At 69.7% G+C, this 21,867-nt stretch carries 14 protein-coding genes and 6 pseudogenes; 13 read left to right on the top strand and 7 right to left on the bottom strand.

Annotation, left to right across the window (positions count from 1 at the left end; all coding sequences use genetic code 11):
- Nucleotides 1-8: 8 nt before the first annotated feature.
- From ACFYUS_RS28325 to ACFYUS_RS28305, 5 genes are all read right to left on the bottom strand, one after another.
- Nucleotides 9-695 (bottom strand): DUF4232 domain-containing protein, encoded by a 687-nt coding sequence (locus tag ACFYUS_RS28325; RefSeq protein WP_388857941.1) that lies wholly within the window; start codon nucleotides 693-695, stop codon nucleotides 9-11.
- 881 nt (nucleotides 696-1,576) lie between these two features.
- Nucleotides 1,577-3,700 carry an HAD-IIB family hydrolase gene (locus ACFYUS_RS28320; RefSeq protein WP_388857938.1) on the bottom strand — a complete coding sequence of 708 codons (2,124 nt, stop codon included), beginning with the start codon at nucleotides 3,698-3,700 and terminating at the stop codon, nucleotides 1,577-1,579.
- Nucleotides 3,701-3,772: 72 nt separating this feature from the next.
- Nucleotides 3,773-3,985: a hypothetical protein gene (locus ACFYUS_RS28315; RefSeq protein WP_385656497.1), complete on the bottom strand. Its 213-nt coding sequence runs from the start codon at nucleotides 3,983-3,985 to the stop codon at nucleotides 3,773-3,775.
- 879 nt (nucleotides 3,986-4,864) lie between these two features.
- Nucleotides 4,865-5,503, bottom strand: coding sequence for a hypothetical protein (locus ACFYUS_RS28310; RefSeq protein WP_388857934.1), 639 nt, complete (start codon nucleotides 5,501-5,503; stop codon nucleotides 4,865-4,867).
- Between the two features lie 541 nt (nucleotides 5,504-6,044).
- A complete protein-coding gene (locus ACFYUS_RS28305; protein WP_388858246.1) occupies nucleotides 6,045-6,791 on the bottom strand; it encodes a transposase family protein in 747 nt (248 codons plus the stop codon).
- 281 nt (nucleotides 6,792-7,072) lie between these two features.
- Between ACFYUS_RS28305 and ACFYUS_RS28300 the strand changes: the two genes are divergently transcribed.
- The 4 genes and pseudogenes from ACFYUS_RS28300 to ACFYUS_RS28285 form a co-directional block, all read left to right on the top strand.
- Nucleotides 7,073-7,600: a hypothetical protein gene (locus ACFYUS_RS28300; protein ID WP_388857931.1), complete on the top strand. Its 528-nt coding sequence runs from the start codon at nucleotides 7,073-7,075 to the stop codon at nucleotides 7,598-7,600.
- Between the two features lie 830 nt (nucleotides 7,601-8,430).
- A complete protein-coding gene (locus ACFYUS_RS28295; RefSeq protein WP_388857928.1) occupies nucleotides 8,431-9,045 on the top strand; it encodes a hypothetical protein in 615 nt (204 codons plus the stop codon).
- A 111-nt stretch (nucleotides 9,046-9,156) separates the two neighbouring features.
- A pseudogene (locus ACFYUS_RS28290) lies at nucleotides 9,157-9,329 on the top strand (IS5/IS1182 family transposase); the annotation flags it as partial.
- Nucleotides 9,323-9,448: pseudogene (locus tag ACFYUS_RS28285) on the top strand (IS5/IS1182 family transposase); the annotation flags it as partial. The pseudogenes ACFYUS_RS28290 and ACFYUS_RS28285, both read left to right, overlap by 7 nt.
- An 18-nt stretch (nucleotides 9,449-9,466) precedes the next feature.
- On the opposite strand, the gene ACFYUS_RS28280 reads toward ACFYUS_RS28285, so the two are convergent.
- Nucleotides 9,467-10,231: a maleylpyruvate isomerase family mycothiol-dependent enzyme gene (locus tag ACFYUS_RS28280; protein WP_388857925.1), complete on the bottom strand. Its 765-nt coding sequence runs from the start codon at nucleotides 10,229-10,231 to the stop codon at nucleotides 9,467-9,469.
- A 146-nt stretch (nucleotides 10,232-10,377) separates the two neighbouring features.
- On the opposite strand from ACFYUS_RS28280, the pseudogene ACFYUS_RS28275 reads away from it, so the two are divergent.
- The 4 genes and pseudogenes from ACFYUS_RS28275 (at nucleotide 10,378) to ACFYUS_RS28260 (ending at nucleotide 16,735) form a co-directional block, all read left to right on the top strand.
- Nucleotides 10,378-11,184 (top strand): annotated as a pseudogene (locus tag ACFYUS_RS28275) (IS5 family transposase).
- Between the two features lie 601 nt (nucleotides 11,185-11,785).
- A complete protein-coding gene (locus tag ACFYUS_RS28270; protein ID WP_388857922.1) occupies nucleotides 11,786-14,761 on the top strand; it encodes a hypothetical protein in 2,976 nt (991 codons plus the stop codon).
- A 210-nt stretch (nucleotides 14,762-14,971) separates the two neighbouring features.
- A pseudogene (locus ACFYUS_RS28265) lies at nucleotides 14,972-15,775 on the top strand (SPFH domain-containing protein); the annotation flags it as partial.
- Nucleotides 15,752-16,735, top strand: a complete 984-nt coding sequence (locus ACFYUS_RS28260; RefSeq protein WP_388858243.1) for a serine/threonine-protein kinase — start codon at nucleotides 15,752-15,754, stop codon at nucleotides 16,733-16,735. The pseudogene ACFYUS_RS28265 and the gene ACFYUS_RS28260, both read left to right, overlap by 24 nt.
- Nucleotides 16,736-17,617: 882 nt before the next feature.
- Here the strand turns inward: ACFYUS_RS28260 and ACFYUS_RS28255 are convergent.
- On the bottom strand, nucleotides 17,618-18,184 hold the full coding sequence (locus ACFYUS_RS28255; RefSeq protein ID WP_388857919.1) for a PIG-L deacetylase family protein: 567 nt from the start codon (nucleotides 18,182-18,184) through the stop codon (nucleotides 17,618-17,620).
- A gap of 81 nt (nucleotides 18,185-18,265) precedes the next feature.
- Here ACFYUS_RS28255 and ACFYUS_RS28250 point away from each other — a divergent pair, with 81 nt between their 5' ends.
- From ACFYUS_RS28250 to ACFYUS_RS28230, 5 genes and pseudogenes are all read left to right on the top strand, one after another.
- Nucleotides 18,266-19,375, top strand: a complete 1,110-nt coding sequence (locus ACFYUS_RS28250; RefSeq protein WP_388857916.1) for a hypothetical protein — start codon at nucleotides 18,266-18,268, stop codon at nucleotides 19,373-19,375.
- Between the two features lie 68 nt (nucleotides 19,376-19,443).
- Nucleotides 19,444-20,310, top strand: a complete 867-nt coding sequence (locus ACFYUS_RS28245; RefSeq protein ID WP_388857913.1) for a DUF3592 domain-containing protein — start codon at nucleotides 19,444-19,446, stop codon at nucleotides 20,308-20,310.
- A 105-nt stretch (nucleotides 20,311-20,415) separates the two neighbouring features.
- Nucleotides 20,416-20,526: pseudogene (locus tag ACFYUS_RS28240) on the top strand (IS5/IS1182 family transposase); the annotation flags it as partial.
- Nucleotides 20,527-20,682: 156 nt separating this feature from the next.
- Complete coding sequence (locus ACFYUS_RS28235) at nucleotides 20,683-21,357, top strand: hypothetical protein (protein WP_388858240.1); 675 nt, start codon at nucleotides 20,683-20,685, stop codon at nucleotides 21,355-21,357.
- Nucleotides 21,358-21,392: 35 nt separating this feature from the next.
- A pseudogene (locus ACFYUS_RS28230) lies at nucleotides 21,393-21,480 on the top strand.
- Nucleotides 21,481-21,867: the final 387 nt, after the last annotated feature.

Raw genomic sequence — 21,867 nt, 5'->3', positions numbered from 1 at the left:
GGCCCCGGCTACAGGCTCAGCGCGTCCTCGGCGTTGTCCATCCAGGTGGTGACGGAGTTGTCGTCGGAGACGTTCAGGCCCGGCGTCGCTGCCTTGAGCGGCACCTGCTCGAGGTCCGACTCGGTGTCCATCGTCATGGCGATCGAGGAGACCGTCCTGCTCTTGGCACTCTTCGGGCCCCCCATGAGTCCCGCGTAGGCGGACTCGCCCGGCGCGAGCCGGATGGCCCCCTCGATGCCGGGGGCCGTGCCGCGCCGCGTCGCCTGCCCGTCGAGGTCGCCGAAGGTCACGACGGGGTGGCCGAGCACACGGCACGGCTTCCCCGTCTTGTTGGTGATCTTCAGCAGGTAGCTGCTGGTCGTGGGCTCGGCCAGAGTCGCGGTGAACTTCAGGTCGTAGGTGCTGCACGGGAAGACGTCGTAGTCCGGGTCGGTCGACGGCGAGGACGGCGTGGTCGGCTTGGCGGATGCCGACGGCTTCCCCGGCTTCGACGGCTCGACGGACTTCGAGGGCTTCGCCGGCGTCGTCGGCGTGGTCGGCGTCGTCGGCGTGGTCGAGGAGGAGGGGGCGGCGGGAGGAGTCGTGGCCGGGACGCCGGTCCCGCCGGCGGCTCCGTCCTCGGACGGCCCGCAGGCGGTCAGGGCCAGCGCGGACACGGCGACGAGGACGACGGCTGCTCTGCGAACGGTGCTCATGGCGGTACTCCCCCGAATGGCAGCGCACGAACTGCGCTGTGGTGAACACCAGCTTCACGCGCGTGTTTCACAGTTCTGTGACGATGCCTCGCCTAAATCACCACGGTTCGTCGTCCGCGTGATCGCGCGGGGGCCGGCCGATGGAAAACCCGTTCGATCAGCGAGGGCCTCTCGTTCCAAGGCCGGCGACGTGGCAACGAAACTCAAGGGCCTCGACGCCGTCAAGAAGATCGCAGGCCGCAGCGCCATCTTGACGTCGCCCCCCAGCCTTCTCCTGACCGTGCTGGTCACCTCCGCCAGCACCTCTGGCAACGCCGGCCTCGAAGCGGGGGGCGTTCCAAGGTCGTCACGCTGACTGGTGCGGCGGGCCCCGCGGCCCAGCTGTGCCCTGGAGGCAGCACAGGTGCAGAGGACGTCGAGGGCGACGAACAGCGGATGCTGCCGCCGAACTCTTCCTCCTTCGCCATGGTCAGGTCGACGTAGATCTCGACGGTCGACAGGATCGGGTCGCAGGCTCCGGAGGCAGCCCGCTCGAAGGTGGTCTTGGACGGCATCCCGTTCGCAACCCGGGACATCTCTCGGTAGGTCAGGCCCGCCGTGGCCCTGCGCGCGCCGGAAGTCCGCGAGTTCGGCGCGGGCCGGGACGGGACGGTCCACGGGCGGCTCGGGGCGTGCCATGGCGATCACCCAGTTCCCCGAGCCGAGGTACGTACGTACGAAGTGGCCGATCCGGCCGACGCGCCTGCTGCCGGTCACCGCCGTGACGACGATGGCGGCCCCGATGCCGCCAGCGCCCGCGATGGGAGTGCGGCCGTCCCCTCCGCTGTGGCCGGCGCACTTGCCTGCGGGCGGCTTGCGAAGAGCTGAACGGCCCGGTGCGCTCAGGTCGTTGTATGGGCAAGGAAGCGGCCGGTCTGCAAGGGGGCTCTGGCGCGTTCGATGGCGGTGATGCACGCACGGGCCCACAGATCGGGGGCTGGGATATCGAGCAGGTCTTGCAGCTGGTTGATGTGCCTGGTGCGTTCACGCACGGGCATGGTCAGCGCGGTGCGCAGGGTGGCGACGAGGTCTTGCGTGCTGAGGGGGTCGGTGAGCAGGGCCGCGGATCCTATGTGCTGGGCCACTCCCGCGTACTGGGACAGCACGAGCGTTCCAGGGCGGTCGGTGGCGTGATGTGTGGTGATGTACTCCTGGGCGGTGAGGTTCATGCCGTCGGCGAGTGAGGTCACCCAGAACACGTCGGCTGCCAGGTAGTGGTCGACGACCTCGGGGAACTCGAGGTTGTGGGGGATGTAGTCGACGGGCTCCCAGGCAGGTGTGCCCCATCGGCGATTGATGCGGCTGATCGCTCTTTCGAGTTCCTCGCAGGTGGTGTCGTAGGCCTCGATGCCGGGTTCCGGAGGCGGGCAGATCAGACGGTAGGACACCTTCCCCCGGAGCGCGGGTGTTTGTGTCAGGAGCGCATCGAGTGCGTGGATCTTGTGGACGGGCGCTTTGGCGTAGTCGAGCCGCTCCACGGACAGAACGAGCTGACTGTCGTCGCCACCGCTGTCCTGACGCCGATGTCCGAGGCGGGCCCTGGCCATGTCGGCGACGGCTCGTCGGTCGATGCCGAGGGGGTGCACGCCCAGGCGGGGGACAAGCCTGGAGGCAGAGGCGAACAGCCGGCGGAAGTTGTTGGCGCTGTCCGCGGTGTGGAAGCCCGCCCAGTCCAGGTGCGCGAGTGACTCGATCAGTTGCTCGGCCGCTGGAATCCGACGGAACACTTCGGGCCTGGGGAACGGCGTGTGGTGGAACAGCCCGATGGCCAGGTCGGGCCGCTGAACCTTGAGAGCTGCCGCAACGAGCCACAGGTTGTAGTCGTGCAGCCAGACTGTTCCCCCCTGCGCCGCGAGGGAGGCGATGTGATGTGCGAAGGCGAGGTTGACGCGCTCGTAGTCAGGCCAGTGACGGGGCAGATCGCGGATGAGGTCGGGCTGGGACATCAGGGCCGGCCAGAGTGTCTCCTTGCATACGCGATGAAAATAGCCGGCCCATCGCTCGGGGCTCAGCGGCAGGAGGGAGAGCGGAACCCCGGCAGCCGTCGCAGCGGTGGCGGTTGGTGCCCTCTCACCGGTGTGGGCTGCCGCCCACACGGCGTTCAGACGCTGATCGGCGAGCGCGCTCTGCAAGGTCGGCAGGATCCCGTTCGGACTGCACGGCGAACGCCAGCCGCCGTCGATCCAGCGTACGGGAGGGCGGTGATAGCCGACCGTCACCGACCGGCTCGCCAGCCAGCCCAGGCGCTCCATCCCCTCCAAAACGGCAGCAGCGCCCTCCCACACGGAGTGATGCACTTCCTCTCTCACGGGAGCGGCAGCAGCCAGGGCCGTCTCGGCGTTCGCCACGACGACGGCGTGTGTGCCCCGCGAGAGCATCGAGAGGTCGTTGAGCGAGTCCCCCACCGCCAGCACCGCCTGCCGCGGCCAGCCCATGCCGCGCCGGAGAAGCTCCAGCGCGTTGCCCTTGCTCGCACCGGCCGGTAGCACGTCGAAGAACTGACCGGACGAGTAGGACCAGGAGCACCCCAAGGCCTTGACCGCGAACCTCAGCGCACCGGTGAGATCCGCCGGGTCCAGATGGAACGAGCACCGGCCTTCCTGCGCCACACCGTGCTGATACACAAGCTGCGGGAATGCCTTCAGCCGAGCCCGTACGAGTTCCGCACCGGGCCAGCCCTCCCGCAGCTGTTCCTCCAGGCCGTGGACATGCAGCATCCGCGGGGCGTCGATGACGCTCGCACCGACGTCGGCGATGATCCAGCGCGGCACCGGTACGAGGGGATCATCACGCAGAAGCGCCTGCACAGAAGGAAGACCGCGTCCCGTGGCGAATACGAGCGTGATGTGCGGATGCCGGGCCAGGGCGTCGCGCAGGCGGCGCCGTTCCTGTGGTTCGCCTCCCAGGAGGGTGCCATCCAGGTCGGTCACCAACACCCTGGCAGCTGAAACTGCTTGCCGGTCCATCAGGGTCTCCCTTCACCGTTCTCCGCCGACCCACCGGGAGGGGGGCGTGATACGGCTTCGGTCTGAGGCGCTTCACCAAGCGGGATCGTGGGTGACAGGGTTGATGGGCAGGACCTCGTCAGCTGCTTCCTGCGATGAGGTCGAGGCCCGCTGGAAGTCTCGGATCGCCTGTCCGAGCAGTGACTCGCGGAAATCGTCGCTTTCCACGAGCCGAGCGATCAAGCCGTCGGGAGCATTGCGTGCAGCTTCCACGAGACGATCGGTGGCAGGCTCATGCGGTGCCATCTGGACCTCCGGTTCTACGGAAGAGGAGCGGCGAGTCGGCGGGCGCAATGCCTGCTGGGTAACGCGGACAGAGCACGGGTGTACCTGGCTCGTGTGCTGCCGTCCTGCGGCTAGCCCTGCTGTCTGCGCGATGCACTAGACCAGGCTGTGTTGCCTGGATGACGGCCTCGGAGGGCGCCATTACGTGCAAGCCTCGCCAGAACGGACACGAGACCATCGGACCCGCGGCTCCAGGACTGCTCCTGAACTGCACTTACACCGGTCATGATCGCGCTCACTGCCGTGGAGCGCCTGATTCTGGAGACCATTGGAGTGACAGATCGCGCTGACGGCAGGTGCATTCCGGGATCTGCCTAAGGGCTTGCAGGGAATCAAGGTGTGGCTCCCCTGCAAGCCCTTAGCGCTGGTCGCAGCCAGCCAGGGCGGGTCAGAAGTCGGGACAGAGGTGCATGTGGGATGCGTCGAGGATCTTCGCGGCGGTGGCGAGACCGTGGCCCTCCGGGTGGGTCGGGCTGGTCCACCGCTTGTTGGTCATGTCGATCTGCTTGGCCGTGTCGCCGGGGTAGCGCTTGTAGGTGGAGCAGGTGTCCTTACCCCGGCTGATGGCCTTGTCCTCCTTGCCGTGGACGATGTCGGGGTCGATCGTGTCGAGGAAGGCGAGGAACGCGCCGCGGCCTTCGGGAGAAGGCTCGGGCGGGATGCCGTTGGCGGCGCGGATGCTCTCTCTGGCCTCGGGGCTCAGGGGGGGTCTCGGCGGCGCCGGGCCTGCTCTCGGGCTTGCCCGCGGGCCGGTCGGGCTTGGGGGTGGTGCCGCAGGCGGTCAGTGCGAGCGCGAGGGTGGCGGCGGCGACGAGGCCGGTGGTCGTCGTTCGCATCGGGTCAGCAGCTCTCTTCGAACTTCACGGCGGTAAGGGTGACGGGCCGGCCGTCGAGCTCGGTGCCGGCGGCGGGTTCCTGGGTGCAGACCTGCCAGTTGGATTCGACGATGACCATACGGTCCCGGGGCGAGGCATCGGTGACGGTGAGACTGGTGGAACTGTCGAGCGATTCCCGGGCGACCTTGACGGATTTCCCGGTGAAGTCGGGCATGGTGGTGCTGACCTGGGGGTCGGCGCTGCCCTGGTCATCGTTCGGGCAGTCCTCTTCGAGCTTGACCGCCGCGAAGTCGATCTTGACATCGGTAGGGTGCTTGCCTGCGGCCGGGATCTGGCCACAGACCTTCCAGTTCCTGTCGAGGGCCTGCATGCGGCCACGGCCGAGGGCGTCGTGGGAGTGCAGGTCGTAGAAGCCGGCGGCCTGTGCCTGGTCCTGCGCGGACTGGAGGCCCTTGCCCGTCATGTCGGGCAAGGTTCCCGCCTCGGCATCGACCTCGGGGGCCTTGGTCGTGGCGGTCGCGGTCGGTTCGGTGGACCGGGCCGGGCGCGGTGTGTCCGAGCCGGTCTTGCTGCCCCCTTCGCAGGCGGTAAGGCTGAGGACGAGAGTGGCGCCCGCGATGAGGGTGGTGGTCTTGATGCGCATCGGGTCAGGCTGCCGGATTGTATACAACCTGCGTGGGGGCTTGATCAGGTTGTGATGATCCAACTGTCGCCCGGCACCGGGGAGAAACGATCAGGCACGGAGCGGCAGTCTCGGCGGGCGACGCGGGGACGCCACGTCTTTCACCGGGGCCTGACTACCGGGATCGCCGACACAGCAGTGACGGCCAGACCCCATCCGGGCCACCTCCGTTGCAGGACCCGGTGACGGTGCCGCCGAAGGAGCCGACGCGAGGGTTCGGGTCAGGCGAGTTCCTCGACCTGGGCGAAGCAACTGGTACACGGCGCACCGTGTCCGGTCCGTTCGCCGAGAGGGAGGTCGGTCCCCCCACAGGGCCTCGTTGTCGTTGTGGGGCGGCCGGCTGCGTTTTCTCGGCGTCGGCGTGGACCTCTGCCCTGAATGAGTTTCCCCTCCAGTAAACCGTGATCTCGATCATGTCGCTTTGCCTGTGAGCGTGGTGTGGTTCGGGCCGGGCGCGTACAACTCGCAACTCCGCAAGGAGGATTGAAGAAGTGAGCCGTTTTCATCCTGAATAGCCGCAGGTCAGCAGCGTGCGGACGGCTTGGACGATGGTGCCGATGCGGCGGGTGGAGCATCTGGCCCGCCGGAGGATTCGCCAGGACTTCAGCTGTGCGAAGGTCCGTTCGCCAGGCGCCCTCAGCCGGGCGTGGTCCCGGTTGAACTGCTCGTAGTGCTCGGGCTGTTCGCGGTGGTGGTGGTACGGGGTGCGGAAGGTGGCGCCGGCGCCCTGGTAGGCGCGGTCCGCGAGCACGAGGATCTGCCGGGTGAGGCATGCCTGGACGATGCCGTGGGCGCGGGCGGCGGTCAGGTCGTGGGTCCGGCCCGGTGTCGCCCGGGAGAACCAGAGCGGTGTGCCGTCGGGGTGTGTGATGACCTGCACGTTCACGCCATGCTGCCTGTGCTTTTGGGAGTAGTACGGTTCATCGGCGGCGATGCGGTCGGTGGGGATCAGGGTGCCGTCGACGATGACGAAGTCGCCCTCGCCCAGGCCGGTCAGGGCCTCATGAAGGCCCGGTGCCCAGGCCGCAAGGATGTCGAGAGCCTCGTCGACGTAGCGCCCGGCCGTGGCTGTCGAGATACCGAAGCCGGCCGCCAGGGCGGGCAGCGGCTCGTTCTTGCGCAGGTGCACCGGCGCGAGCAGGGCCTGCTGGAAGCAGCCCGGCTTCCGCCACCGCGAACGGCGTTCACACCTTCGTGCGTAGATGAGCCAGGAAACATGCTCGACCAGCTCATGCGGGACGTCGACCATGGCACGATACGGGGCCAAGCGAGGCTCCTCGGACAATGCGTGGTGCGTAGAGAACACCACCGCGACGACCAGGAGCCTCGTCTCGTTGCGCACCCCTGCTGACCTGCCATTTCACCCCGCAGAGACAGGATAGGAACGACTCAGGCACACGAAGCTCCTGGCGACTGCAGACGATCTTGGTTCAGAACCCGTCTGCCAGGAGCCTTACCGTTCCATAGATCCGTCCCACACGGGGGCCAGAACCGTCAGACCAGAAAAACCCAGTACAAGGGAGCGCGGGAATGGGCAGCATGCCGAGTATCGCGCGGGCGGAGATCCACCGACACGACTGGGCGGCAATCCGGTGCGGTTGCGACCTGCCCGCCTCCCACCTGCTCGACGGGCTGCTGGAGGACGTGCTGACCTGCGCCCCGGCCGCACTGCATGCCATGGACGGGCACGCGTTTGAGGGCTCGTTCCTGAGAGACCCGGCGCCGGCCGTGGCCTCGGTGACGCTGGGCATGCTCACCGACGGCTTGACACCGAGGCAGGCCGAGCACGTGCTGTGGCTGATGCTGCAACTGGCTGCCGGAGAGGGCGGGGACGAGAGCCCTGACTCCTCCAGCCTGTATGCCCGCACCTTCCGGGTGCTGCGGGGCGGGCTCACCCTGATCCACCGGGAGTTCCTCAACAATCCAGGGGGCCGACAGGAGGCTCGTGACCTGTTGGACATCCTGGAGGCCGAGCGGGGAAAGCCCGCCTTCTACGAGGAACTCCTCCGATCGGCCTGCCAACCGGAGGGTGGCGAGACAAAGAGCCTGCGGCGATGAGCGGACAAGACGCCTGACAGGGCTACGCAGGCCCGCTCTGAACAGATCGATCGCCGACGGGGGGACGAGCACGTGAGCCCCCGGCACCCGACGGGCCTTGGTCGTGGACCCGTCTACCAGGAGCTTCGTCGTTCCCCTCGCTCGCGATGTCCCGCCCACCCCGTCTCGCCACCAGGTTGGAAAAGGCTCAAGCACGTTCGCCGCAGGCGGCGTCCTACTCATCGCCGACAATATCGACGCTGCAAAGGAAGCCTGCATGCCGTCAGCCGCCGCCTGGGGAGCGGTCACCGCAACCGGCACCCGAACCGTACGGCGCCGCTGAGGCGGGCCACACAGAGCGCAGAGCGAGGGGCACAACCGGAACAGGCTGCGCCTCCTCGCAGCCCGAGCAGAGCCCCGGGCGTGTCCGACGGATCACACCGCTGGATCCTGGCGCGAGGCACCCACTCGGTCGCGCTTCGTCGCGGGTGAGCGGGTTGACGTCTTGCCGACCATGCGGCAGTCCCCGATGTGGGCGCTGCGCGGGGCGCGGCGCACCCGCGGGTACGGCAAGGACCCACCCCGGGCCCGGTCGCCGCCCCGGGCACAGGCCCGCCTCGCGGGTCCCGGCCACTGAAATGGCATGAGGCCAGGATTCCCAGGAACCGGGCCGCATGCGTACACCTACGCCTCAAGCCGTCTGTCCACTCGTCGTCCGGGGACCGGCCTGAGGAGGGCTGTTCACGACCAGCCCTGATCAGTGCGGACAGAGGCCGCCCGTAGATCGCTTCCCGTTTGCCGTGTGATCGTTTCCCAGTACCGGGTGAATGCTGTCGACCGCCTGTCCTACTGTGATCATCGTGCTTGGGAATCCGTGGTTCGAGATAGACGACCCTGACGATGAGTTCGGCTTCGATGCTGCCGAGCTCGCCTTCGCGACAGCTCTCCGCGAGCAGGCCGACTCGTGGAATGTCCCTTATGCCCATAACTGGGTGGGTCGTCCCGAGGACGATTCATCACTCCTGGCCTTCGTGGGGCTGAGCGATAAGCACCGCAGGGTGTCGCTGATCGATATCGGTGTGCACCTGGTTGGTTCCAGCGTCCGCGGCGACCGCCTCCACAATCAGCTCTACTTCCTCCCGGACCAGCCGACGAGCCTGGCGATGGAGGCGGTCGGGTCACCGCAGGAACTGGCTGAACGCACCGCGACATGGTTCGAGACCCTCTTGCGGAAGCCGATTGTCCGCCACGAGTGGGAACACAGCGGCCAGGTCTACGCGACCCGCTACCTGTTCGCGGACACCGAGGAGGGGCTGGTCCAGAGCTATAACCAGACGCTGGCTCCGTCGGGGCAGGCAAAGGACCTGATCGATGCCGGCCACGTACACGGTCGGGGTTGGATCCAGACCAGCGGGCTCGGCCGGCCCGACCGTATCGTCAGCATCAGAGGTGAAGCGACTGCCTAAGACCGACCGGCAAATGGTGGGTGGGGCAGCCCAGGCGGGCCCGAACGCAAGGCAGGCACGAGCCTGAGGGATCATGGAGTTCTTGACGCTCCGTGATCACCCGGAGGGCTCGTGTCTGCGGTCCCAGCATGCCTTTCGGAACCCCTGTGGGACCGCTTCGCCGCTCTGCTGCCGTGCGGAAGGGATACACCGAGAGCCATCCGCCGGGTTGCCACCGGCGACGGATTCCAGACCGGACCGTCCTCGAGCACATCGCGCTCGCGCTGGTCCACGGCTCCGGCTACGCGTCGTGGACTTCCCCCTCTGCCTCGCCGCCACTCTCGTCAGGCTCCGCATGCTCATCCGACGCTCGACGAGCCGCTACCGCTGGGGCGGCCGCCCCACCACCCGACGCCTCAAGTGATCCATCTGCCGGTCGGTCTCAGCCCCAGTCCTGCAGCTGCTGGAGCAGGTCGGCATCGCCCTCGATCCGCAGCGAGCCGGCCGGGATGCGCATGTACATGAGCAGGGCCATCTCGCTCGCCGTGCCGTAGATGGCGGCGGTGGGCTTGCTCTCGGCGGCCTCCGCCGAGGTGAGGCGGGTGAAGCGGGAACCGGCGGCGTCCACCGTCTGGCGCCAGGAGCCGGCCTCGGCCGCGTGGTAGTCCATGGTGGCGGGCTCGCCCGGCCACGGGACCGTGACGGTGCAGACGGTGGCGAGGAACTCCTCGACGGCGTCGACCGCCTCGGTCGTCGGCAGCTCCTGCGGGGTACCGGAGGCCAGGTGGGCGTCGTAGGTGTGGATCAGTGACTCCGGGACGCGGCGGCGGGCCACGGCCGCCACCGTGTGCGGCGAGGCCAGCGGCTCCCACCAGGCCCAGCAGCCCCGGTCCGGGCCGGCCTCGCGCAGAGCGGTGAGCAGTTGCTCCGTCGAGTCGGCCAGCCAGGTCATGAGGGCCTTGCGCTCCCTGGGCGCCGCCAGCCCGTCCTTGCTCGGCCGCTCGTCGCCCGGCGCGGTGTTCAACACGATGTAGGCCCAGAAGCGGTCCCCCTCACTGAGGTGGTTCGCCAGGTCGTACAGCGTCCAGCCCGGGCAGGACGGGACGTCTGCGTCGAGGCTGGGGGCCGCGGCGACGGCGGCGCGGAACGCGGCGGACCGCTCGTCAATCATCCGCAGCAGGGTGGGGAAGGAGAGATGCTCAGGCACGCAGACCTTGTACCACCCGGACCGGGACTCTCGCACTCGATTAAGACCGACCGGCACGCCTACTGCCGGGAGCTCCAACTGCTCGTTTCAGAATGATCGAGCCGTGGGTCTCGCGCTGGGCGATCTAGGTCGACAAGGTGTCCGGGGTGCGTACTGATCTTGTTCCGGATGACCTGTGGGAGCGGGTGGCCCCGCTGCTTCCGCCTGTGCCCGAGCGGCGCCACCGCTTTCCGGGTCGGCTGCGTGCTCCCGACCGGGCGGCCCTCGCTGGTGTGATGTACGTGCTGCGGACTGGCGTCGCCTGGCGCGACGTCCCCGCCGAGATAGTCGGTTGCTCCGGAGTGACGGCCTGGCGCCGACTGCGGGACTGGACTGAGGCCGGAGTCTGGTCACGTCTGCACGCCGCCTCGCTGACCGAGCTGCGCCGGGCCGACCTCTTGGATCTCGACGACTGCGCCGTGGACGGCTCGCATGTCCGGGCCCTGAAAGGGGGACCACGTCGGCCCTTCGCACGTCGATCGCGCCCGGCCCGGCTCGAAGCACCATCTGATCGTCGATCGGCACGGCACCCCGCTCGCCGTCACGCTCACTGGCGGGAATCGGCACGAGGTCACCCGGTTGTTGCCGTTGCTGGATGCGGTCCCGCCGATCCGGGGACTTCGGGGCGCCCCCGCCGCAGACCGCGGCACTTGTACACCGACCGGGGCTACGACTTCGACAAGTACCGCCGTCTGCTGCGGCAGCGCGGCATCAAGCAGTTGATCGCCCGACGCGGTGTCGCCCACGGCTCCGGCTTGGGCAAGGTGCGCTGGGCGGTCGAGCGCGCCTTCGCCTGGCTGCACCAGTTCAAGCGGCTCCGCACCCGCTACGAGCGGCGCGCCGACCTCCATCAGGGCCTGCTCGAACTGGCCTGCGGGCTCATATGCCTTCGCCGGCTGCGGCCCTCGCTCTGAACCGGACGGTGGGGCCGCCGCAGGGTGTCACCTGCGGCGGCCCCACCGGGTCGGCTGCGGGAAGTGGCCGCCGTGCGGCCTCGGACGGCTGTTCTCCCCCGGCGGCGTCCTGGTACGGGATCAGCCGAAGCGGATGATCCCGCCGCGGCGGCCAGCAGCGACGCCGCGCCGCAGACGACAAGGCCGCCCGCCGTGCGCGGGGTGCCTGCCGGTGGTCGAGGACATGGGTTCCGCCTTTCGGAAGAAACTGACCGGAATCCATTTCCCCAGTTCAACCGATGCTATTCACATTTTATTTAACTGTCCATCACATCCTCGACCTTGATCGGGAAAGCGCAGACCCGACCTGTCGCAATCGAATCGAATCGGTTCGCGGGGGCGTCACCGCGCCCTCCGGTCCGACTGGCCGGCTCGCCGGGGCGGACGTCGCAAGAGGGTCGTTTCGGCACGCACCGGATCTGGCCAAGTTCCTTGGAATGCAATGAAGTTGTGATTGTTCTGGATAGCTTTCGAGCGAACCGGAAGGCGCCGTTAGCCCACGGGCTGGGCGTTCCGACGCCCGGCTGCCTCTCCCTGACCTCCTTCGCAGACGGGAACTGTGATGACCACCCCGAGCACGGGAACACCTGCCACCACCCCGGCAACACCCCCGGCGGCCCCTGCCAGGCTGGACGGCGAGACACCCAAGGACCTGCTCCCGGCGACCGGCAACTACCCCACGGAGATCGTCCGCTACCGGTCGGTGGTGCTCACCGACATCCCCGGCGCCAAGCCGGCGCGCAAGCTCACCGGTGCGATCGATCTCGGCGAGGAGAACCTGCCGTTCTACGACCGCCCGGCCGAGGGCATGATCGTCACCACGGAGCAGAGCTGGAAGGCCGAGGGCGTCACGCTCGGCCGGCTGCTGCACAGCCTGGCGCTCGCTCCCGGCGAGAGCACCAGGGTCGCGGTCGTCGACTGGCAGCGCGGCACCAAGGCCACCGGCACCGAGAGCACCGCCGAGAACGACTCGCTCTCCAGCATCACCGACCAGAACCGCTCGATCAGCGAGGTCGCCAACGCGATCGCTCGCGAGGAGCAGTACGGCACCTCCCAGGCCTCCCAGGCAAGCAACTCCGCCAGCTCGGGCGGCACCTTCGGCACCTCGCTCGGCATCATCAGCGGCGGCGCGTCTTGGAGCAACTCGTCCAATTCGGGATTCACGACCGCGGTCTCGCGCTCCACCGGCGTGAAGTCGGTCGCCGCCGAGGCCGCGCAGCGCATCAGCGCGCGCACCCAGCAACTGGCCACCGCCGCCCGCAGCCGGAACATGACCGTGGTACGGGAGACGACGCAGTCGGAGAAGGAGAAGGTCCTCACCCGCGTCGTCACCAACTACAACCACATGCACGCGATGTCGGTGCAGTACTACGAGGTCGTACAGGTCTACAGCGTGACGACCAAGCCGACCAAGCTCGAACGCTGCCTGTTCATCCCGCTGCAGGAACTCACCTTCACCAACACCACCCTGCAGCGGTACAAGGAGGTCCTGGCGTCGGTGGCGCCCACCGAGTGGGCGAAGAAGATCCGGGAGGCCAACCCCTTCAACACCGCCGAGCGCAAGCTGGACGCGTGCACGGCGCCGGAGGCACCCCAGGTGGCGCACTTCGACGGGGTGGACCTCGCGGACATCGCCGCCTCCGCCGTGGGCGTGTACGGGGTGCGCAAGTCCGACGGCAGCCCGGTCCGCTTCGACCCGGTGGCCCGGCAGTGGAACCCGCTGCCCACCACCGGACTGGACAGCGGCCTGATCCGCATCGCCCCGGGCAAGGACACCCTCTGGGCGCTCAGGACCGACAACCTGCTCGTCCAGTTCGACGGCACGACCTGGCGGCGCGACGCACAGGGCTGGGCGGGACGCTCTCTGGCCTGCGGTCCGGACGGCACGCTCTACCTCGTCGGCATGGGCAACGCGATCCACTACCGCGACCCGAACGGCGTATCGCATGACACGAGCGTCCTGGCTGACGACGTCACCGCTGTCGGCCGGGACAGGGTCTGGTACTGCCGGCAGGGGCGGACCTACGAGCGTAGCGGCGGTGGCTGGCTGGAGCGGACCCCGGTGCCGAACGTGCAGCGCTTGTCCGCAGGTCCGGACGGCACGCTGTGGGGCATCACCGCCGAGGGCAAGGCCCTCGTGGTGGAACCGGGCGCGACGGCCTGGACCACTCCCAAGCTGCCCTTCGCGACGATCACCGGCATAGCCGAGATCGTCTCGTCCACCAACGGGGACCACTGGGTGCTCAAGACCGACGGCTCCCTCCTGCGGATCCTGATGGCACAACGGGAAGCGCCGCTGGCCTTCGACGCCCCGCCGAAGGCCGACTCCTCCTACGCCTCCAAGATCGACGTCTGGTACGACGAGGCCGGAATCCGCAGCATCCAGGTGGTCTTCCCCGGCCAGACCGTCCGCTTCGGCGACAGTGGCGGCTCCGGCGTCCTCCAGCGCGCCTCCTACACCTTCGGCCCCACCGACAAGCTGCTCTCCTACGACGCCTGGGTTGGCACCGGCGCCCGCGGCAGCCTCGCCGGACTGCGCCTGACGATGACCTCGGGCGTGGCCAACTTCGGCGTCGCCGAGACCACCACCGCGGCGCCCGACCTGAGCGAGGACGCCGGCGGAGCGGCCCTGTGCGGGCTGTTCGGTGCGACGGTGAAGTCCGGCACTCGCACCTACCTCTCCTCGCTCGGCTTCCACGTGCGTGGCGGAAGCGTGCCGCAAGCGGTGCTGGACCACCTCAACGACAACCGCCGCCACTACAGCCAGGCCGTGTGGGCCAACGCCGACGAACTGACCCTCAGCCGCATCCTCGCCAACTACTCCTACACCCCGGCCGGCTCGACCGCCGCCGCGGTCCCGCTCGGCATGCTGCTGGACCCCAAGCCCGTCGCCGCCACCGGCAACTACCTCGGCTTCCGGTGGAACTTCCCCACCGAACAGGACCGCGAGGCATGGGCCAAGGCCCGCCACCAGAGCGACACCTCGCTCGGCGCGTCGGTGACCAACACCATCGCCATCGCCACCGACGGCGTGTTCGCCGAGGCCGTCCTCGGCCGGGCCAACTCGGCCGAGAAGATCGACCTCACCCGGTTCTGGAACTGGAAGGACTCGCCCATCCAGATCACCGCCCCCGACATCGCACCGGTCGCCACCGGCACCCGCGCGCAGAACCTCGACCTCTCGGTGGCTGGCCTGGGCACCACCGCGGCGTCCTTCACGCCGCTGGTGGCCATGCCCGACCCGACCGGTCTCCAGGCCGCGCAGGCCATCACCACCGCGAACCTGTTCCGCGACATGAGCGGCCTCAACACCATGGGCCAGGTCCTCACCAAGGGCATCGAAGCCGCCGCCGCCGGCGACAAGGCCGCCGGCGAACGCGCCCAGGACGCCATGAAGACCGCCACCCAGCACCTGGAGAAGATGGCCGAACTCGTCATCCAGGCCACCAAGAAGACCACCCCGGCCGGGGCCGCCACCAACCCGACCGTCACCGGAGGTGAGATCAACCAAGCCGTCAAGGACGCAACAAAAGCCTGACCACCGCACCACGCGGGCCCGGACCACAACCTGGGCCCGCCCCCGCTCAATCACCAGCAGCGACTCCACACCCGCTACGAACGACGTGCCAGCCTCTGCCAAGTCCTGGTCGAACTTGCCATGGCGTCAACGCTTCCTTCAGTTCCAGCGGCATTCTGAAACGAGCAGTAAGAGTCAGATCCTGGCTCTGGCTTCACCCCGGCCCCGCGGATGAGCGCGGGGCCCTCGGCACGCAACTGCGAAGTACGGTACAAGAGTTGTCGGACACCGACACATGGGGGGCGTGTGCAGATCGCGGCGGAGGGTTCGGCGGCGGACACACTCGACTGGCTGGTCTGGGCGGTGCCGGTGGCGGTAGTGCTCGCCGCCGTCGGCCTGTTCCTGCTGACCGTGCGCCGGGTGCCGGAGGCACAGGCAGTGGTCGTCGAACGCAGCGGACGCTTCCGGAGGGTGCTCGGACCCGGGCTCCACGTGCTCTTCCCGCCGCTCGACCGCATCCGCAACCGTATCGACCTGCGCGAACAGGTGGTGCCGTTCCCACCTCAGCCGATCGTCACCCAGGACAACCTGGTCGTCGACATCGACACGGTCGTCTACTACCAGGTGACCGACGCCCGCGCCGCGACCTACGCGGTCGCCGGCTACATCCAGGCGATCGAGCAGCTCACCGTCACCACCCTGCGCAGCATCATCGGCGGCATGGGCCTGGAGCGGACCCCCACCTCCCGCAGCGAGATCAACGCCGCCCTGCTCGGAGTCCTCGACGAGGCCACCGGCAGGTGGGGCATCCGCGTCAACCGCGTCGAACTCAAGGCCATCGAGCCGCCGACCTCCATCCAGGACTCGATGGAGAAGCAGATGCGCGCCGAGCGCGACAAGCGCGCCGCGATCCTCACCGCCGAGGGGGCCCGCCAGGCCGCCATCCTGAAGGCCGAGGGTGAGCAGCGGGCGGCGGAACTGCGCGCCGAGAGCGAGCTGAAGATCGAGCGGATGCGCCGGGCCGCGGAGGCCGAGGACACCGCGGCGAGCCCCCGCGGGCCCGGTCGTTCGCGGGCGGTCCCACACCAGGCACCGCCGTCCCCAGCGACAGTCCGTCACAAGCCCCTGCGCCACGACGACCCCCGCGAGATCGGCCGGTACCGGCTCGTCGCGCGGCTCGGCGAGGGCGGCATGGGCACGGTGTACCTGGGGATGTCGCCGGGAGACCGAAGGGTGGCCGTCAAAGTGGTCCGGGCCGAGCTCGCCGCCGACCCCGCTTTCCGGCGGCGCTTCGCGCGGGAGGTGGAGGCCGTGCGCCGGGTCGGCGGCTTCCACACCGCGCCCGTGGTCGACGCCGGGCCCGACGCCGAACGGCCCTGGCTGGTCACCGAGTACATCCCGGGACCCTCGCTCGCCGACGTGCTGCGCACCCACGGGTCCCTGCCTGCCCGGACCGTCCGCTCCCTGGCCCTCGGTATCGCCGAGGCGCTCGAAGGCATCCACACCTGCGGGATCATCCACCGCGACCTCAAGCCCAGCAACATCGTCGTCGCCGAGAGCGGCCCGCGCGTCATCGACTTCGGCATCGCGCGGGCGGCCGATGGCACCGCGCTGACCCGCACCGACTTCGTCGTCGGCACCCAGGGTTTCCTGGCGCCGGAGCAGTTCAGCGGCGGTCCGCTGACAGCGGCGGTGGACGCGTACGCCTTCGGCATGGTGCTCTGCCATGCCTGCGGCGCGGCTCCGTTCCCGCAGGGTGACGTCCTCGACCGTGCGTCGCGGCTGCTCCCCGGCGACCTGGTCGAGCTGGTCCGGGACTGCCTGCGGTCGGATCCCGGCCGACGGCCCACCGCCGAGGAGATGCTGCGCCGGATCGGCGGCGACGACGAGAGCGGCGACGGCCCGGGCACGGCAGTCGAGGGCTGGCTGCCGCCCCCCGTCCGGACCTTGGTCGACCTGCATCAGGCGTCCACCGTGACCGCGCCGGAGCGGTGAGCGAGGCGAGCGGGACGTAATCGTCCCGTACGGGCCGTGGGTGCCGTCGCGTACAGGAAACCGATCGTCCGCGCGTCGGCGAGGGAGAGACTCACCCGTCCGGATGCCCCGGGTGCCTCGGCGAAGCGCTCCGTCCTGGTCGTCCAACGACGGCGGGGCCGGACAGGATTGCCCTGTCCGGCCCCGGTGGTTACTCCCACAGCCCCTTGATGACGCCTCCACAGGGTCTTGACCCAGTCGGGCGGGCCGGCCAGGAACTCTTCCGTCAGGTGGCCATGAGCGTTCGTGACGTGCCCTGGGCAGCGCCTTGGGCGGTGCCTCGGACTGTCCCGGCAGGCATGTCGGTGCCGACGGCCGCCTGTTGCACGGCGGGCGCGGGGCCCGCCGGCCGGACCGGTACGGCGGCAGATGGCTGGGCGGGGGCGGGAACGTTGTCCCGGGTCATGATGCGACTCCCTTGAGCGCGGCGAACGAGGACAGCGGACACCTGCGTGGTGTCGTCCGCGTGGGTAGGGGGGTGCCTCGCGGTAGGTGGTCCTTCGGCTCTCTGCGTGAGAGCGTCCTTGTGTGGCGTGAGCCCAGCCCAAGAGCGGCTGCTGCTGCGTTTCAGCGCAGCGCCGGTCGGCTCGTCTACTGCCCCGGGTGCCTGGTGGGTGGTCATGGGAATGTCCTCAAGGTGAGTCCGTTTGAGCGAGCGGGACAGTGACAGGTCTCGGGTGCTTACGTCTCGGCCTGGACGGGGAGGGGCCTCTTCACCCCCTGGAGTCGTCAAGCGGCCTCCAGCAACGGCCGGGAAGGATTTTCCCGAGAGGCATGAGGAAGGCCCGGACCACCCGGCCCGGGCCACACGTCTCTCGTAGACCTGTGAGACGGCCGAACGCCTTACCGGCACCCGACGGCGACCGATCGCCTGGCGGGAGAGGTTGCCAGGCAGGGGGCGTTCCCTGGCAACCTGGCTCCTGTGGGCGAGGACGGCCCTCCGCTTCTGATCGAGATGGCTGCCCACGTCGATCGCCGTGCTCCCCCTGCTCGTCCGGGACACTCAAGGTCGTTTTGCCGACCCGCTTCATGAGCGAGCTCGGCGCGCCGGCGCGCGAATGCGGGTGCGGGCCGCGTACAAAGCCAGGGCGGTCCCGCGGCCGGGTAGCGGTGTTCGAGGCCGGCGGCGTGGAAGGCGAGGACGGTCGCCTGGTGGGTGCGTACGTGACCGGGATGCCCGGTCAGCTGACCGTACGCGTCATGGGTGATCAGGGTCTGCGGGCGTACCGCCCTGATGTGGGCGACGATCGTTTCGACCAACTCGTCGATCGGGGTGTCGCGCAGCCGCGGCCGACCCGGGGCCGGCTCGGGGACGCGCGCATCGGCGTAGCCGAGCAGCCGCGGTTCCCCGGCGTCCGGAACGGTCAACGCATCGGTCAGCCGCCCGGGTGGCCCGGCAGGTGACAACATCCATCCCACGAAACGCCGTTGGGGGAGAGAAGGGCGCCCGGACGCCTACCGGACCGCGGCCCGGACCGCCACAATCCCGGTATGACGATCACGCCGGCCCCTCCGAGCGCATCGCCGACGCGCCGCACCCCCCTCGACCTCGCCCGCGGGATCCTCACGGGCGCGGTGATCGGGAGCTCGCTCGCCGCACTCGTCGTCGGCACTGTCCTCGAACACGTTCCCCTGCTGGTCGGCGGCCTGGCCGTCCCCATCGCCTACGGACTGCTGGTCCTCGCCGCTGGGGCGCCCCAGCGCGCACGCGAGGCGGCCATCGTCCCCCGTACCGCGCTCGCCATGATCGAGAGCCTGCGTGCCACCGGCGGGGAGAGCAGCGACGTGCCCGTCCGCTTCGACCTCACCGTCGCCCCGGACGGCGGACCGGCGTACCGCGTCGAGTCCACCCAGTCCGTCAATCTCGTCGACCTGCCCGACTACAAACCAGGCGGCATCGTCGTCGTCCAGTACCCACCGCACCAGCCGTGGGCGGTGAAGCTGGTGAAGCGCCCGACACCGGAATGGGAGGACCGCGCGACCGCGGCCCGCATCGATTCGGCGCCCGGCCCGGTCCTGGCCGACGAGCCGCCCCCGGGTGGCACCGTCGGCGGCTACCTCACGCTCCTCGCCCTGCTGCTGGGCGCGGCCGGCGTGGTCTTCTTCTTCCGGGCCGAACTCTTCGGCCCGGAAGACCCCATCGACCGGCCCCCCTCGGCCGCCGGGCCCGCCGCCCCCGGCACCTCGTCCACCACGATCGTCTCGGCCGCGTCCGGCACCGTCGCCCTCGGCCCCGGACAGTCCCTGTTCGACGAGGGCCGGCTGCGTCAGGCGGTCGACTCGCTCACCAAGGGCGACGGAAAAAAGCGGCAGGCCCTCACCGTCGTCGTGCAGGACCGCCTCCTCACCGTCGTCTTCACCCCCGCGGGCTCGCAGGCACCCGGCTTCGACCTGGACGCCCTGCCCTACCCGCGCGTCCCCGCCCTCGTCCGGGAGGCCAGGACCACTCTCGGCGTCCGCTCCCCGCGGACCTGGCAGCTCACCGCCGAGAGCCTGTCCGGCGCCCTCACCCTCAGGGTCGGGGTGACCGGCGCCGACGGCGCCGCCTCGTTGGAGGCGAACGGCGACGGCGAGATCGTGCGGCGCGTCCCGGCGCGCTGACGGGACGGGCGCCCGGACAGAGCGGGTGAGCCGGGCGGGGCAGGCGGTTTGGACCAGGAGGAGCACGGATGGGCTGGCACGGATATCTGGCGTTGTGGTGCGTCGTCCTCGGCGCCGTCGCGCTCGTCGGATACGGACGGTCGCTGGCCGGGGTGACCCGCGGCCAGCGGGCGGTCCGCGTCATGGGCCGGATCGAACGGGTCACGGAGCCCCGGCACGGGAGCTCGGGACGCGAGGGGATCGCCGTGGTCGTCACCTTCCGCGATCCCGCCACGGGGCAGGAGTTCACCGTCACCAACGACGGCGAGTGCGGCGACCGGATCAGCACGGCCTGGACGGGCCGGGAGATCGGCATCCGCTACCCTCCTGGCCGCCCGCACGCCTACCGCTTCACCACCGACCCGGACGCCGGACGGAGCGGGCTCGGCTGGCCCAACTTCGCGGTCTTCCTCATCTACGTCGGGCTGGTCGTCGTCGCCTCGATCGACCGGGGCTGGCCGTGGGCCCTCATCGGCTTCGGCGTGCCCTGGACGCTGCTGGGCGCGACCTACCTGCCCGGGGCCGTACGCGACACCCGCCTGCGCATCGAGGGCCTCGCCTCCGGCGGCCCGGTCCCGGGCCGCGTCATCGCCGTGCTGAAGGACGTCACGGTCGACGAGGACGGTGAGACCCTCACCAGCCACACCCCGGTCGTCGCCTTCACCACCCACGACGGCACCGCCGTCACCGCCTACCGCACCGAAGGGCTGCGCGATCCCGTCGGCTCGCGCGGCCGGGACCTCACGATCCACTACCGCCCCGACGACCCGGGCGTCTTCACCACGGACCTCGCCGCCGAACACCGCTCCCGCGTCGGCGAGATCGCGTTCGGCGTCGTGGCCCTCCTCGTGGGGGTGGCGGCGGCCGTGGCGGGAGGGATCCTGATCGCGGGCTGACGCCCACCGCCCCCTGACGAGCCGGCCCCGCGGCCGACACGACGTCAGGCGACAGCCGGCGCCGCCGAGTCGCCGCTCACTCCCTCGTCGTGCCGCAGCGTCAGCGGCGCGGCCCGGGCACCCGTCGAACGAGGCACGGCGCGGCTGAGGTCCTGGCAGATCTTCCGTAGATCCCGCTTCAGCCCCGACCGCATTGGCGATGACGCTCACTGCTGAGCCATGAGATCCACTGGCCTGCGACGGCCGTGGACGTCCACTCGCCCAAAAACGTCGTGACGCGCGGCAACACCAACGACTGCACCCGGTTCACCACCGTGATGGAAGCGATCCGGGTACCCCGGATCGGACCCGGGCGCCCCCGCATCCGACCCGATCACGTCCTGGGCGGCAAGGGCTACACCTCGAAAGCCATCCGTGCCCGGCTCCGCCGCCGGAGCATCCCGCACACGATTCCCGAGCGGGCCGACCGGGTCGGCAATCGCGCCCGGCGCGGCGGCCACAGAGGTCGGCCGCCGGCCTTCGACCGCGCGGGCGCTGGCCCGTCTCTTCGATGTGACGGCCACCAAGGACTGGGCGAACTGCACGGTGCGTGCGGACGTCACGGTCGACGGGCGCGTGCTCGTGGAGCGGGTCCCGGTGGCGCACCTGCTGTTCCTGGAGAGGCAGCTCACGGACATCAACGCCTTCGTCCGCAGGCTTCCGGTGCTCGACGCCGCCGAGTCGTGGCCGCAGGACCCCTCGACGGACGCGTGGAAGACCGAGGTCGTCCGCACGGTCCGTACGAAGAAGGTGCCGCGCAACCACGTCAAGGCCGAGGCGACGGACGGGCACCCGGCGCAGGTCGAGGTCTACTACGAGGACGTTCCGGTCGGGTACTGGACCGCGGTGAAGTCCTCGGGCGCGCTGCCGGCCCGGCGGGTGAACGAGCTTCTGGAGGGGGTGGAGAAGCTCCAGCAGGCGGTGAAGTTCGCCCGTGAGGAGGCGGACGGCGCCGAGGTCACCGACCAGCGGGTCGGCGACGCCGTCTTCGGCTGTCTCTTCGGGTAGCGGGGACACCATGGACTCCCCGGCCGCGGAGCGCGGCCGGGGTGCGCGAGGAGCGCAAAGCTGAAACTGAGCCTTGTCGTGGCATCCGCGGTTCCGGTGGAGGTTCGATTCCTCCTCCCGGCGCTTCCCGCCGGGAGGGCCCAAGCAGGCAGAGGCAGACCGCGGTCGATCTCAGACCATTGCTCCAGACTCAGCATGCGCCGCTCATCGCCGGATCGACCGGGCCCGGGCCCCGCGCGTCGAAATGCCAGTTCGAATCTGGTCCGCCGAACTCGATCGGTGGTGGTCCAAAGGCAGGACACGACGCAATGACGAATGCCCCGGGTCCTCAGGCGTGCCGGCGTGTGATGTGAGCGGAATCCACAGGGTCCGGGGGCAGGCTACGCCCCCGGACCCGTTCCTTTTCCCCTGGTCCGGCGGAGAACCGGGCGGTTTTTCCATGTGCGCCGGTCATTGCGCCGGGCGCACTTCTTCTCGGGTGTAAAACGTCGCACGCTCGCTGAATGAAGT

The sequence above is a fragment of the Streptomyces sp. NPDC004284 genome, from assembly GCF_042874035.1.
Taxonomy (GTDB): Bacteria; Actinomycetota; Actinomycetes; order Streptomycetales; family Streptomycetaceae; genus Streptomyces.
The sequence above is the reverse complement of the archived record's forward strand: the minus strand, read 5'-3'. Positions and strand labels throughout refer to the sequence as shown.

Coding starts and splice junctions, on each gene's coding strand:
- ACFYUS_RS28325 (WP_388857941.1), bottom strand. CDS start 695: ATGAGCACCGTTCGCAGAGCAGCCGTCGTCCTCGTCGCCGTGTCCGCG.
- ACFYUS_RS28245 (WP_388857913.1), top strand. CDS start 19,444: ATGGGCTGGCACGGATATCTGGCGTTGTGGTGCGTCGTCCTCGGCGCC.
- ACFYUS_RS28315 (WP_385656497.1), bottom strand. CDS start 3,985: ATGGCACCGCATGAGCCTGCCACCGATCGTCTCGTGGAAGCTGCACGC.
- ACFYUS_RS28255 (WP_388857919.1), bottom strand. CDS start 18,184: ATGTTGTCACCTGCCGGGCCACCCGGGCGGCTGACCGATGCGTTGACC.
- ACFYUS_RS28310 (WP_388857934.1), bottom strand. CDS start 5,503: ATGCGCATCAAGACCACCACCCTCATCGCGGGCGCCACTCTCGTCCTC.
- ACFYUS_RS28260 (WP_388858243.1), top strand. CDS start 15,752: ATGCGCCGGGCCGCGGAGGCCGAGGACACCGCGGCGAGCCCCCGCGGG.
- ACFYUS_RS28320 (WP_388857938.1), bottom strand. CDS start 3,700: ATGGACCGGCAAGCAGTTTCAGCTGCCAGGGTGTTGGTGACCGACCTG.
- ACFYUS_RS28270 (WP_388857922.1), top strand. CDS start 11,786: ATGACCACCCCGAGCACGGGAACACCTGCCACCACCCCGGCAACACCC.
- ACFYUS_RS28305 (WP_388858246.1), bottom strand. CDS start 6,791: ATGGTCGACGTCCCGCATGAGCTGGTCGAGCATGTTTCCTGGCTCATC.
- ACFYUS_RS28250 (WP_388857916.1), top strand. CDS start 18,266: ATGACGATCACGCCGGCCCCTCCGAGCGCATCGCCGACGCGCCGCACC.
- ACFYUS_RS28300 (WP_388857931.1), top strand. CDS start 7,073: ATGGGCAGCATGCCGAGTATCGCGCGGGCGGAGATCCACCGACACGAC.